9 protein-coding genes are annotated in these 13,282 nt (G+C 73.9%); 3 read left to right on the top strand and 6 right to left on the bottom strand.

The window, feature by feature from the left end; genetic code table 11:
• Positions 1–70 precede the first annotated feature (70 nt).
• Together AMPC_RS03910 and lon are read right to left on the bottom strand one after the other, a co-directional pair.
• Positions 71–1,138, bottom strand: a complete 1,068-nt coding sequence (locus tag AMPC_RS03910) for an NAD-dependent epimerase/dehydratase family protein (RefSeq protein ID WP_248344483.1) — start codon at positions 1,136–1,138, stop codon at positions 71–73.
• An 85-nt stretch (positions 1,139–1,223) separates the two neighbouring features.
• A complete protein-coding gene (gene lon / locus AMPC_RS03905; RefSeq protein WP_248344482.1) occupies positions 1,224–3,713 on the bottom strand; it encodes an endopeptidase La in 2,490 nt (829 codons plus the stop codon).
• 515 nt (positions 3,714–4,228) lie between these two features.
• On the opposite strand from lon, the gene AMPC_RS03900 reads away from it, so the two are divergent.
• Entirely contained in the window at positions 4,229–5,536 is a 1,308-nt protein-coding gene (locus AMPC_RS03900) for a hypothetical protein (protein WP_248344481.1), read from the top strand.
• A gap of 25 nt (positions 5,537–5,561) precedes the next feature.
• Here the strand turns inward: AMPC_RS03900 and AMPC_RS03895 are convergent, their stop codons facing one another.
• The 3 genes from AMPC_RS03895 to AMPC_RS03885 all read right to left on the bottom strand — a co-directional run bounded on the left by AMPC_RS03895 (position 5,562) and on the right by AMPC_RS03885 (position 8,324).
• The gene (locus AMPC_RS03895) at positions 5,562–5,780 is read right to left on the bottom strand and encodes a hypothetical protein (protein WP_248344480.1); all 219 of its coding nucleotides are present in this window, start codon (positions 5,778–5,780) and stop codon (positions 5,562–5,564) included.
• A 68-nt stretch (positions 5,781–5,848) separates the two neighbouring features.
• Positions 5,849–6,538, bottom strand: coding sequence for a transcriptional repressor LexA (lexA, locus tag AMPC_RS03890; RefSeq protein ID WP_248344479.1), 690 nt, complete (start codon positions 6,536–6,538; stop codon positions 5,849–5,851).
• A 55-nt stretch (positions 6,539–6,593) separates the two neighbouring features.
• A complete protein-coding gene (locus AMPC_RS03885) occupies positions 6,594–8,324 on the bottom strand; it encodes an ABC1 kinase family protein (RefSeq protein ID WP_248344477.1) in 1,731 nt (576 codons plus the stop codon).
• A 72-nt stretch (positions 8,325–8,396) separates the two neighbouring features.
• Between AMPC_RS03885 and mutS the strand changes: the two genes are divergently transcribed.
• Positions 8,397–11,039, top strand: a complete 2,643-nt coding sequence (gene mutS / locus AMPC_RS03880) for a DNA mismatch repair protein MutS (protein ID WP_248344475.1) — start codon at positions 8,397–8,399, stop codon at positions 11,037–11,039.
• Positions 11,040–11,179: 140 nt separating this feature from the next.
• On the opposite strand, the gene AMPC_RS03875 is transcribed toward mutS, so the two are convergent.
• Positions 11,180–11,452: a cytochrome c3 family protein gene (locus tag AMPC_RS03875; protein ID WP_248344472.1), complete on the bottom strand. Its 273-nt coding sequence runs from the start codon at positions 11,450–11,452 to the stop codon at positions 11,180–11,182.
• 356 nt (positions 11,453–11,808) lie between these two features.
• Here AMPC_RS03875 and AMPC_RS03870 point away from each other — a divergent pair, with 356 nt between their 5' ends.
• Positions 11,809–13,218 carry an N-acetylmuramoyl-L-alanine amidase family protein gene (locus AMPC_RS03870; RefSeq protein ID WP_248344470.1) on the top strand — a complete coding sequence of 470 codons (1,410 nt, stop codon included), beginning with the start codon at positions 11,809–11,811 and terminating at the stop codon, positions 13,216–13,218.
• The last annotated feature ends 64 nt before the right edge of the window (positions 13,219–13,282 follow it).

Raw genomic sequence — 13,282 nt, 5'->3', positions numbered from 1 at the left:
ACAGGCGTGGCGCGAACCCGGGCCTCACTATGACACGAATGGCGGGAGGCAGGGAACGTCGCGCCGCGGCCTACCCGCCCGGGAGGAGGCGGGAGAGCACCGAGGTGGGCCGCGCCGGGAGCAGCGCGCTCTGGATGAGCGACTGCACGGTGGCGGGCAGCGCCGCGGTGGAGATGGGGTGGGCCGGGTGGAAGCCGAGGGCGCCCAGGCGGCGGGTGTCGTAGTAGTGGTCGCCGCTCATCCACTGCAGCGCCTCGCGATCCACCCGCGGCGCCAGCGCCGGGGAGCCGCCCTGGCCCATGAGGCTCGCCCAGGCCGCGGCGAGCCGGCCGTTGATCCGCTCCGAGAGGACGCGGTCGGGCAGGTGCCGGATCCCCCAGAGCAGGAAGGCGGTGAGCCGCGGGGAGTAGGGGAGCACGCGGCCGGGCCGGTAGCCCATGGCGGCGAGCGCCGCCGAGAGGTGCTCCGCGAGCGGGAGCGGGGCGTCGTCCCCGACGTTGAAGGCGCGCCCCACCACGTCGCGATCGTCGCCGTGGTGGGCGAGGTGCACCGCCGCCCGGGCCACGTCCTCCACGTGGACGAGGTGCGTGACCGGGCCGCGGCGGATGATGGGGATGCGGCGCGCCCCCTGCGACAGGAGCGCGATGAGCGACAGCGCCCGGATGACGCCGCCGCGGAGCCCCGGCCCGTACACCAGCGTGGGCCGCAGCACGGTGAGGGGGGCGCCCTCGCGGAAGGCGCGCCAGCCGGCCCGCTCGGCGCGCCAGCGGGCCCGCTCGGCCGCGCTGCGCGGCCGCTTCAGCTCGCCCTCGTCGCAGGGCAGGTTGCGCGGGCGGCCGTAGACCGACGCGGTGGAGACGAGCACGAACCGGTGCGCGCCCGCCCGCCGGGCCGCCATCCCGGCGGCGAACGCGGCGCCCTCCTCGAGCGCGGCGCGCCGCTCGGCGTCCATCAGCCGCGGCGTGCGGACCCCGACGTGGAAGAGGGCCTCGACGCCCGCGGCCGCCTGCTCCATGGGCGGGAGCACGCCCTCGGCGTCGTGCGCGAGGCGCACCGCCCAGCCGCGGCGCGTCAGCTCGGCCGAGATGGCGTCACTGCGGGCGCCGGCCGAGCCGGTGATGAGGGCGATGCGGGGCACGGCGGCGATTCTAGCGCCTGCGCCCCCGCCACCCAACGGACCAGGGGAGACCGGGCGGGGCGGATCGGCCGCCCCGCCCCTGCGCCTAGACGCGGATCTCTGGCTTGGCCTGGCCCTTCTTCTTGTCCTCGCCGCCGGCCGGCTCCTCGGAGGGCGGCTTGCGGTCGAACGGGTTCTGCTCGAGCGCGGCCTTGAGCACCTCGTCCACGTGCGTGGCGAAGACGAAGTCGAGCTCCTTGCGGGCCTGCTCCGGCACGTCCACGAGGTCCTTCTCGCAGCGGGCGGGGATGATGAGCCGCTTGATCCCGGCCCGGTGCGCCGCGAGCACCTTCTCCTTGATGCCGCCGACGGGGAGCACGAGCCCGCGCAGGGTCACCTCTCCGGTCATGGCGACGTCGGAGCGGACGCGGATGCCGGTGAGGAGCGACACGAGCGCGGTGAGGATGGTCACGCCGGCCGAGGGGCCGTCCTTGGGGATCGAGCCCGCCGGGAAGTGCACGTGCAGGTCGGTCTTCTCGAGCACGTTGCCCGGGAGGCCGAGCGAGTCGGCCTTGGAGCGCAGGTAGGAGAGCGCGGTCTGCGCCGACTCCTTCATGACGTCGCCGAGCTGCCCGGTGAGGGTGAGCGACCCCTTGCCGGCCATCTTGGTGGCCTCGATGAAGAGGATGTCGCCGCCGGCGGCGGTCCAGGCGAGGCCGGTCGCCACGCCCGCGATCTCGGTCCGTTCGGCGGTCTCGTTGTAGAAGCGCTCCGGCCCCAGCATCTCGGGCAGGTCCTTCTCCTCGACGAGCCGCTTCGCCCCGGCCTGCACCTTCCCGCTCGCCACCTCCACCGCCACCGCGCGGCAGATGTCGGCGATGCGCCGCTCGAGGTTCCGGACGCCGGCCTCGCGCGTGTAGGCCATGATGACCTTGATGAGCGCCTTCTCCTCGAAGGCGATCGAGTCGGGCGAGAGCCCGTGCTCCTTGAGCTGCTTCGGGATGAGGTGGTTCTGCGCGATGTGGACCTTCTCCTCGAACGTGTACCCGGGCAGCTCGAGGATCTCCATGCGGTCCTTGAGCGGGCCGGGGATGGGGTCGAGCAGGTTGGCCGTGGCCACGAACATCACCTTGGAGAGGTCGTAGGCGACGTCGAGGTAGTGGTCGGAGAAGCTGAAGTTCTGCTCGGGGTCGAGCACCTCGAGGAGCGCCGCCGAGGGATCCCCGCGGAAGTCGGCGCCCAGCTTGTCGATCTCGTCGAGCATCATCACGGGGTTCGACGAGCCGGCCTTCTTCATCGACTGGATGATGCGGCCCGGGAGCGCGCCCACGTAGGTGCGCCGGTGGCCCCGGATCTCGGCCTCGTCGCGCACGCCGCCGAGCGACAGGCGCACGAACTTGCGCCCGGTGGCCTTCGCGACCGACTGGCCGAGCGAGGTCTTGCCGACGCCGGGCGGGCCGACGAGGCAGAGGATCGGGCCCCGCATGTCGTTCTTGAGCTTGCGGACCGCGAGGTACTCGAGGATGCGCTTCTTGATCTTCTGGAGGCCGTAGTGGTCGGCGTCGAGGACGGTGCGGGCGTTCTCGATGTCGAGGTTGTCCTGGGTCTGCTTGGACCAGGGCAGGTCGGCGATCCAGTCGAGGTAGGTGCGGGCGACGGTGTACTCGGAGGAGGCGGTCGGGATGCTCTTGAGCCGGTTGAGCTCCTTCTGGGCGACCTTGTCCACCTCGGGCGGCAGCCCCGCCTTCTTGAGCCGCTCGCCGAGCTCGTCGAGCTCCTCCTCCTCCTCGCCCAGCTCGCCCAGCTCCTCCTTGATCGCCTTGAGCTGCTGGCGCAGGTAGTACTCGCGCTGGGTCTTCGACATCTCGCCCTTCACGGCGGAGTCGATCTTGTTCGACAGCTTCAGGATCTCGCGCTTCCGGTTGAGGAGCTCGAGCACGAGCTTCATCCGGGCCTTGAGGTCGATGGTCTCGAGGACCTGCTGCTTCTCCTCGATGGGGACGTCGACGTTGGCCGCGATGAGGTCGGCCAGGTGGCCGGGGTGGGTGATCGACTCGACGAGCTCGGTCGCCGCGGCCGGCAGCTCCGGCATGAGCTCGATGACCTCGCGGGCGAGCTTCTTGAGGTTGATGGCGAGCGCCTCGACCTCCACCTCGTCCACCGGCGTGCGGTCCTCCACCGGATCGATGCGGGCCTTGAGGTACGGCGTCTCCTGGACCAGGTCGAGCACGCGGAAGCGGGCGAGCCCCTGCACGACGAGCGAGTAGTTGTCCTCGCCCATCTTCAGGAGCTTCACGATGCGGGCCACGGTCCCGACGGTGTAGAGGTCGGCCGCGCCGGGGTCCTCCTCCTCGGCCTTGCGCTGGGTGACGACGCCGATGACCTGCTCGTCGCGGACGGCGTCCTTGATGAGCGCGATGGTCTTCTGCCGGCCGACCGCGAGCGGGAGCACCCCGCCCGGGAAGAAGACGGAGTTCCGGAGCGGCAGGATGGGCAGCACCGCCGGGATGTCCTCCTTGGCGATGAGGCCCGGGGGAACGCCCATCGCCGGGGCGACCTGAGCGCCCACGGCGCCCTTCTTGTCCTTCTCCGACATGATGCCGCTCCTTCTCCCGAGCAGTCGCCCGGTGAGTGAATGGGATACCGACCGCCCCCCACCAAGGCAACAGAAACCTTCGGGCAGACGGAGAGGTACGGCCGGAAACGCCTGCCGCCGGGGGGCGGGGCCTGGGAGGGAATCCCCGGGCCGAGCCGGTCGCCGCGGCGGCGGGAGGGATGGCCCTGCAGGCGCGCTAGCTCTCGTTGAGCGCCGTCCTCCCGGGGATGGGGACGGTCTCGCCGTCGGGCTCCCCACCCGGGCCGCCCGGATCCGACCGGACGGGGCCGTTGCTGGGCGCCCAGAGGCCGCCCGCGGACCGCTCGGTGGTGCCGTCGCCGGCGTACCGGCTCGAGGGTGCGACCCTCTGTTGCGGGGCGGCGGGCGGGCCGTCCGCCGGAGACCAGGCCCGTGGGTGGTGGCTCATGCGTCTTGATAGGGAGGAGGCGCGGTGGCCGCAACCCGGCCCCGCCTTTTGCTTGTGGCGCCGAGGCCGGGCCGCATAGGCTCGCGCCGTGCCGAAGGTCTCGCCCCCGAAGCCCAGGAAGAAGCCCGCCGCGAAGCCCTCCCGGCCGAAGAAGGCGGCGGCGCGCCTCCCGGACCCGTCGGGCGACGCGCCCCTCCACGAGCTCGAGCGGGACCCGCTCTCGGTCTTCCTCTACCTCGCCATCACCCCGGAGGAGAGCCGCGCGCTCGTGAAGGAGCTCGGGCTGCAGGTCCCCGGCTTCCGGCAGGAGGCCCTCGGGGACGTGCAGCGATGCGACGCCCTCGCCGACGAGATCCGGTACCGTCCGGAGGTCCGCGATCGGCCGCTGGCCCTGCTCCGGAAGGCCTTCGGCGGCCCCCCGCTCGCCGCGGCCCCCCTCGACCCGGTCGCGGCCGGCGACCTCCTCGCCGTCGGGGACTCCGAGCACGGCCTCGCGCTCTCCCTCTGGCGCGTGCTCTGCGACCCGGCCCCGGAGGTGCGCGCCACGGCGCTGCCGCTCCTCGCGCAGCTCGCCCGGGAGCTCTACGGTCCGGTCGAAGGGGAGGAGGGGCCGCAGCCGGCGAAGCCCCGGCCGGAGGAGGACGAGCCGGAGGCGCTGCGGCGCAAGCTCGCCGAGGCCGCGGCGGAGCTGGGCCGGGCGGAGGAGCGGCTCGCCCAGGCCCGGCGGAAGTCGGAGGAGCGCGAGGCGAAGCTCCAGGAGTGGCTCAAGTCGGCCCGCGCCCGCGAGGCCCAGGCGGTGGACGACGCCGCCCGCGCCCGCGCCGCGCTCGAGGGCGCGCAGGCGGAGCGGCAGCGGCTCGACGCCGAGCTCCGGGCGGCGCGCGGCTCGGCCGAGGCGGTCGAGGCGCAGCGCGCCCGGGCGGCGCTCAAGGACGCGGAGGCGCGGCTCGCCTCGGTCGAGTCCCGCCTCGAGCGGGCGCGGCAGCGCGAGGAGGAGCTCGAGCGCGCGCTGCGGGACTCGCGGAGCGCGACGGCGAGCGCGCCCGCGGGGGCGAGCACGGGCGCCGAGGAGGAGGCGAGCGAGGCCGAGGCCGCGGCGAGCTGGCTCTTCCCGATCTACACGCGGGAGTTCTACGACTCGCTCGAGGGGTGGGACCGGCGCATCCAGCGGGCCGCCTTCAAGCAGGCCCACCTGCTCGCCCAGGACCACCGCCACCCGAGCCTGCGCGCGCTCCCGCTCGAGGGGCTGCCCGGCTACTACCGGGTCCGCGTCGCCACCGACGTTCGGCTGCTCTACCGCCGCGGCGAGCGGCAGAACGCGGTCGAGATCCTCTCGCTCATCGACCGGGAGGACCTCGACCGGTACGTGCGGCAGGCCAAGACGCGGCAGGCCTGAGCGGGGCAGGGCGCCCCGGCCCCGGCTACTCCAGCGTCTCGATGTCGGGCACGAGCTCCCCCGGCTCGCTCCGGGCCCCCTTGCCGCGCCGGCCGCCCCGCCCGGCCTCCTCGCAGGCGGAGAGCTCCTTGCCGGCCGCGAGGAGCTTCGCCCAGGACTCGGACGACGGCTCGCGGCGAGCCGCTTCCAGGGCCTCCCGGTAGGCCAGTCGCGCCGCTTCGAGCCGGGCATTCACCTTGGGCATCCTCTCTCCCCCACGTCGCAGGTGGTCCAAAAACGCCCCTGCAATCTAGGAGTGAGGATCCCGCGCGGCTAGGAGAGCTTGCGGTAGACCCCGACGACCACGCCGAGGAGCATGGTGCTGCGGAAGTCCTCGCGGCGGACGTAGATGGGCGCCATGCGCGGGTTCGAGGGCTGGAACCGGACGCGGTCGCCCTCGAAGTAGACCCGCTTCACGGTGGCCTCCTCGTCGATGAGGGCCACCACGATGTCGCCGTCCTCGGCGTGGAGCTGCTTCTTCACGAAGATGTAGTCGCCGGAGAGGATCCCGTCCCCGATCATCGAGTCGCCCTGGACCCGCAACCCGTAGACCTTCTTGTTGGTCCCGAGGAAGAACGAGTCCACCTCGACGGTGTCCTCGATCCGCTCCTGCGCCAGGATGGGCTGCCCGGCGGCGACCCGGCCGACGATGGGGATCGACACCGTGCGCGCGCCGCGCCCGGCCCGCGACTCGAGCGAGATGACGTTGCTCGGCCGCTCGTCCTCCTGCTCCCCGAGCGCCTGGCGGGCCTGCCCGGTGGGGATGAGGGCGCGCGACTTGACGCGATCGCGGGTGAGGAACCCCTTGCGCTCGAGCGCCTTGAGGTGGTCGTTGACCCCGTTGGTCGAGCGGATGTCGAGCGCCTCGCCGATCTCGCGGATGGTGGGCGGGTAGCCGTGAGCCTCGATCTGCCGCGCGATGTAGCGGAGCACCTCGAGCTGGCGGTCGGTCAGTCCGTTCATGACGCCTCCTGAACGGGAGTATACTGGCTCCCCGTTCAGTCCGCCAGGAAAGCGCTCAGTGCTTGAAGAGGCGCCGGACCGAGATCTTCCGGCGCGGCCGGCTCGACAGCCAGAGCACGAGGCCGCCGCCGAAGAGCACGCCCGAGAGCACCAGCGCCGCGCCGGCCACGAGGGGCAGCCCCGGCCAGCCCGCCAGGGCGCGCGAGAAGACCAGGAACGCCGCCACCGAGAGCCCCGACGCCACCAGCCCGAGGAAGAGGGTGAGCGAGAGGGTGGAGACGTTCTCGGCGATCCGGTCGAGCGACTCGGAGCGGACGTTCACCCGGAACTTGCCCGACTCGAGGTCCATCAGGATCTGCGAGAGCTGGGCCGGGAGATCCTCGGCGAGCCCCTGCAGCTTGAGCAGGGACTTCATGAGGGTGCCGGAGGCGTCCGTCGGGTTGAAGCGCGAGAGGAGCAGCTCCCGGGCGTAGGGCATCCCCACCTCGAGGATGTCGAGCCGCGGGTAGAGGCGGCGGATGATCCCCTCCACGGTCACGGAGGCCTTGGAGAGGACGGCGTACTCCTTGGGGATCCGGATCTTGTGCTTCACCGCGAGATCGAGGAGGTCGCGCAGCAGCGTGGAGGTCCGGATCTCCTCGAGCTTGAGGCCGAGGTAGCGGTCGAGGATGGCCCCGATGTCGGCGCGGAAGGCGGTGATGGGGGTGTGGTCGGCCGGCACGCCGATCCGGTTCAGCACCCGCGCCACCGTGTTCGGGTCGCGCAGCGCCACCGCCATGATGAGGGTGACGAGCGACTCCTGCATCGGGCGGGTGAGCCGGCCCACCAGGCCGAAGTCGAGCAGGGCGATCCGGTTCCCCGGGAGCACGAGGATGTTGCCCGGGTGCGGGTCGCCGTGGAACAGGCCGTCCTCGAAGAGCTGCCGGAAGGCGACCTCGATGATGGTGCGGGCCACGGCCTCGACGTCGTAGCCCGCCTCGGCGGTCACCTCGGAGAGCTTCACGCCCTCCACGTAGTCGAGCGTGAGCACGGTGCTCGACGAGAGCGCGTCGTGGACCTTGGGGATGACGACGTAGGCCCGCGCCCGCGAGGCCTCGGCCATCTGCCGGGCGTTCTCGGCCTCGTTGGCGAAGTCGAGCTCCTCGTGGATGGCCCGGTCGAACTCCTCGACGATCCCGGTCGGCGTGTAGATGCCGGTCTCCTCGATCACCGACTCGACCAGCTGGGCGAGCGTGTAGAGGAGCTGCAGGTCGGCCTCGATCCGCTGCCGGATGTGCGGCCGCTGCACCTTCACCACCACCTGCGCCCCCTCGTGCGTGGTGGCCCGGTGGACCTGCGCGATCGAGGCCGAGGCGAGCGGCGCCTCCTCGAGCGAGGCGAAGCAGTCCTCGACCCGGCGCTTCAGCCCGCGCTCGATCTCGGCCCGCACCTCGGAGAGCGGGATGGCCGGGACGGCGTCCTGCAGCTCCGAGAGCTCGTCCACCCAGTGGGAGGGGAGGATGTCGGGGCGGGAGGAGAGGAGCTGCCCGAGCTTGATGAAGGTGGGGCCGAGGTCCACGAGGAGCCGCCGGAAGCGCGCGGCCGTCTTGCGGCCGGGCTCGTCCTCCGGGGGCGGCACCGGCTCGCCCGGCCCGCCGGCGCCCTCCACCACCGGGACCGGCACGCCCTCCCGCCGGAGCAGCTCGCCGAGCCGGGTGCGGTCGAGGTAGGCGCCGAATCCGTGCCGGGCGACGATCTGCGCGATCTGCCGCAGCCGGTTCAGGTCCTGGAACGCCTCTCGGAGCATCGGGGCGCGAATGTAGCAGAGCCGGGGAGCGCCGGCCCAACCTTCGCCGGCTCCGTGCTAGAAGGCGGGGCGATGGCGGAGATCGCGACGCAGGCCACCCCCATGATGCGGCAGTACCTCGAGATGAAGTCGAGGTACCCCGACGCGCTGCTCTTCTTCCGGCTGGGCGACTTCTACGAGCTCTTCCTGGACGACGCCCGCCAGGCGGCCGAGACGCTGCAGATCACGCTCACCTCGCGCTCCAAGGGCGACGACAAGATCCCGATGTGCGGCGTGCCCTACCACGCGGCGCGCGGCTACGTGGCGCGGCTCCTCGAGGCCGGGTTCAAGGTGGCGATCTGCGACCAGGTAGAGGAGCCCGGCAAGTCGGCGCTGGTCAAGCGCGAGGTCACCCGGGTGGTCACCCCGGGCATGGTGCTCGACGACCAGGTGCTCGACCCGCGCGAGGCGAGCTTCCTCGGGGCGGTGGCGCTGGCGGAGGGCGGGGGCGGCGGGATCGCGCTGCTCGACGCCTCCACCGGCGCGCTCGGCTGCGGCGAGGCCGGGACCGACGCGCGGCTGGTGGACGAGCTGCGGCGGGCCGGCGTCCGGGAGCTGCTCCTGGCGCGCGGCGCCGCCCGGACCCCGCGCGGCGAGGCGCTGGCCCGCGCCGTGGGGGCGCCGGTCTCCGAGCGCGACGACGCCGACTTCGAGCGGGCCTCGGAGAAGCTCTGCAGGCACCTGCGGGTGGCGGGGCTCGACGGCTTCGGGGTGGGGGACCTCGGGCCGGGGCTCGCGGCCGCCGCCGCCGCGCTCACCTACCTGCAGGACACCCAGCGCGCGGCGCCGATCCACGTGGACCGGCTCTCCCGCCTGCCGGTGGAGGACGTGCTGGTGCTCGACGAGAGCACCCGCCAGAACCTCGAGATCGAGCGGACCCAGCTCGGCGGCAAGCGCAAGGGCTCCCTGCTCGGGCTCCTCGACCGGAGCGCGACGCCGCTCGGCGGCCGGCGGCTCGCGGAGTGGCTCCGGTACCCGCTGCGCGACGTCCCCGCCATCGAGGCGCGGCTCGACGCGGTCGGTGAGCTCTTCGGCTCGACGCTGCTGCGCGACGACCTCGCCGAGCGGCTCCGGCCGGTGGGCGACCTCGAGCGGCTCCTCTCCCGGCTGGCCCTGCGCCAGGGAAACGCGCGCGACCTGCGGGCGCTCGCGGTGGGCCTGGGCGCGCTGCCGCCCCTCGCCGACGCCCTCGAGGGCGCGGCCGCCGCGCGCCTGCGGGCCGCCGGCGCGGCGCTGCGCGGGCTCGAGGAGCTGGCCGCGCTGCTCGGGGCCGCGGTCGCCGACGAGCCGCCGCCCACGCTCAAGGAAGGCGGGATGATCCGCCGCGGCTACGACGCCGAGCTCGACCGGATCGCGACCATCGCCGAGGACGGCAAGGGCTACATCGCGCGGCTGGAGCAGGAGGAGCGCGCCCGCACCGGGATCGGCTCGCTCAAGGTCCGCTACAACCGCGTCTTCGGCTACTACATCGAGGTCACGAAGGCGAACCTCCACCTCGTCCCGCCCGACTACCAGCGGCGGCAGACCACGGTGGGCGGCGAGCGCTTCATCACCCCGGCGCTGAAGGAGTTCGAGGAGCAGGTGCTCACCGCCGAGGAGCGGCGCTTCGCCCTCGAGGAGCAGCTCTTCGAGCGGCTGCGGGAGGCGGTGGTCTCCCGGGCCGGGGCGCTGCGGAACGCGGCCTCGGCGGTGGCCGACGCCGACGCGCTCCTCTCGCTCGCGCGCGTGGCCGCGGAGCGCGGCTACGCCCGGCCGGTGGTGGACGACTCGGAGGTGCTCGAGATCGAGGACGGGCGCCACCCGGTGGTCGAGGCCATGCTGCCGGCCGACTCGGGCGGCTTCGTGCCGAACGACCTCGCGCTCGGGTCGAGCGCGGCGGACGGGGCGGGGCAGCTCCTCGTCATCACCGGCCCGAACATGGCCGGCAAGAGCACGGTGATGCGGCAGGCGGCGCTCATCGCGCTGCTCGCGCAGGTGGGGAGCTTCGTCCCGGCCCGCCGCGCCCGCGTCGGGCTGGTGGACCGGATCTTCACCCGCGTCGGCGCCTCGGACGACCTCGCGCGCGGGCGCTCCACCTTCATGGTCGAGATGACGGAGACCGCCGCCATCCTCCACAACGCCACCCGCCGCTCCCTGGTGGTGCTCGACGAGATCGGCCGCGGCACCTCCACCTTCGACGGGCTCTCCATCGCCTGGGCGGTGGCGGAGCACCTGCACGACGAGACCGGCTGCCGGACCCTGTTCGCGACCCACTACCACGAGCTCACCGACCTCGCCCGCGAGCGGCCCCGGGTGAAGAACCTCACCGTGGCGGTGCGCGAGGTGGGCGACCGGGTGGTGTTCCTGCGCAAGCTGGTGCAGGGCGGCGCGTCGCGCAGCTACGGCATCGAGGTGGCGAAGCTCGCCGGGCTGCCCGCCGAGGTGCTCGCCCGGGCGCGGGAGATCCTGCGGAACCTCGAGTCGCTCGAGGTGGACGACTCCGGCCACGCCGCCATCTCGCGGAGCGGGCGCAAGCGCCCCGCGGGCGCCGCGCCGCAGCTCGCGCTGTTCGCCGGGCCGGCCACCGACCAGAAGCTAGAGGAGGTGGCCCGCGAGCTGCGCGCGCTCGACGTGGACGCGCTGCGGCCGCTCGACGCCCTCAACCTGCTCGCCGGCTGGAAGGCGAAGCTGCGCTAGGGGCCCGGCCGGCGCGCGGGGGGGGCTCGCGCCGGCGCCGCGGCCAATCGCCGCGCGGGCTCCGCGGCGGCGCCCGGAAAGGCAAAGGGGGGCCCCGGTTCCCCCGGGCCCCCCTCGTCAACGACCTGCGGGAAGGCGAGTTACGCCTTCTTGTGGCACTGCGTGCAGGCCTTCTCGCCCGGGCCCTTGCTCATCTCGGTGTGGCAGCTGATGCAGAGCTTGTGGGCGCTGTCCTTGGTGAACTCGATCTTCTTGGGGGCGCCCTCGTGGCACTTCTTGCAGCCCAGCGCCTGGTGGGTCTTGTGCGGGAACTGGACGTCGCCGTTCTTGGCCTTGAGGGTGACCGACTCAGGGGGAGCGGCGAAGACAGGAGCGGCGATGACGAGGGCGGCAAGGAAAGCGAAGAGCTTCACGTGTTACTCCTTCGAGAATGGCGGATCATCCCGCCGGTCGGCGCAAGTTACACCCTTCGAAGTCAGGTCGAGAGTTTTTTTCGAGGGCGTGGCGCCGGCCAAAAACTGGACGGCGATATCGGCCGGCGGGACAGTGCCGGGCAATGTCCGGCCTCTCCTGTGCGCTCGCCGCCGCGCTCCTGCTCGCGGCGGCCCCCCAGCGCTCCAACCCCAGGGGCACAGGGAAAAGCGCGGCGCCCGCCGCGGCCGCGGCGAAGCCGGGCCGCGCCCATGCCGCCCCCGCGCCGGTTGCCGCGATTGGACGTGTGGACAAGGCGCCGCGCCCCGGACCGGCACTTCGTCGGGCGCTCGATCAATTGTCGCAGATCAAGCGCGACCCGGCGCGCCGCCGCTATCGCCACCACTGGGAGAAGGCCATCGCGTCGCTCGAGCGGGCCGCGGTCGGCCGGGACGCGCCGGTCGCGCTGCTCGAGGCGGCCCACGCCCGCTACGCGCTGTACCGCTTCTCGGCCGTGGAGGCCGACCGCGATCAGGCCCTCCGGCTCGCGGCCCGCGCCCGCAAGGCGGGCTCGACCGAGGCCGCCGCCTTCGCCGCCGCCATCCGGCGCGAGGCGGGCAGGGACGAGCCCTCGCCCGCGCCGGCGGTGGCCCGCGCCGCTCGCCCCCGCGCGCCCTTCATCGGACCCCCGCCGCCCCCGCGCGCCGCCCGGCCGGAGCCGTCCGACGAGGACGACGAGGACGAGGATCCGGTGCTGGAGCAGGCGGTGCGCGAGGTGATCGGCGCCCCGGCGCCGGCCCAGGTGCGCACGCCGCTGGCGCCGGGCCGGACCGGCGCGGCGCTGGCGCTCCCCACGCCGGCGCCGCGCGCCGAGCCCAGCCCCTTCGCGCCCCGGCCCGCCGACGCCGCTACTCCCGTCGCGCCCACCGCGCCCGCCCCGCCGCCCGCGCCCAAGGTGGCCGGGGTGACGGCCCCGGCGCGCGCGCCGGCCGAGCCGCCGGAGCGCGTCGCCGGCGCGCGCCCCGGCCCCGCCCCGTCCGACGGGGAGGGGGAGGGCGACGCCCGCCCGGTCCGACGGATCATCGTGGACGCCGGGCACGGCGGGCACGACACCGGCGCCATCGGGCCGCGCGGCGTCCGCGAGAAGGACGTCACCCTCCAGATCGCGGAGCGGCTCGCGCGCAAGCTGCGCGCCGCCAGCTTCCAGGTGGTGCTCACCCGCAGCGACGATCGCTTCGTCTCCCTGGCCGAGCGGACGGCCATCGCCAACGGGGCCAAGGGCGACCTCTTCGTCTCCGTCCACGCCAACGCCCACCCGCGGCGGGACCGGGCCGGCGTGGAGAGCTGGGTCCTGAACGTCTCCGACGACCGCTACGCCAACCGGCTCGCCGCCCGCGAGAACGGGGCCTTCCCGGAGGAGCAGGAGGTCGGGGAGGACCTCGCGGTGCGGCGCATCCTCGCCGACCTCGACGCCAAGGTGAGCGCCGGCGCCTCGCGCAAGCTCGCCCGGCTCGTCCAGCGCGAGGTCTGCGCCGGCGTGCGCGCGCGGGTGGGCGACGTCCGCGACCTCGGCGTGAAGAGCGCGCTCTTCTACGTCCTCGTCGGCGCCCGCATGCCGGCGGTGCTGGTCGAGACGGCCTTCATCTCGAACAAGGTGGAGGAGCAGCGGCTCCAGAGCGCGCGCTACCAGGACGAGGTGGCCCAGGCCATCTCCCGCGCCGTGGTCTCCTACACCGGCCGGGACGACCGGGTCGCCGCCGCGCGCTGAGCGCACCGGCCAGGGCGGCCGCCCCGCCGCCGCGACGAGCGTGGCGCGCGCCCGGCGCCGAAGG

This window comes from Anaeromyxobacter paludicola, from assembly GCF_023169965.1.
In the GTDB taxonomy this organism is placed as follows: domain Bacteria; phylum Myxococcota; class Myxococcia; order Myxococcales; family Anaeromyxobacteraceae; genus Anaeromyxobacter_B; species Anaeromyxobacter_B paludicola.
The sequence above is the reverse complement of the archived record's forward strand: the minus strand, read 5'-3'. Positions and strand labels throughout refer to the sequence as shown.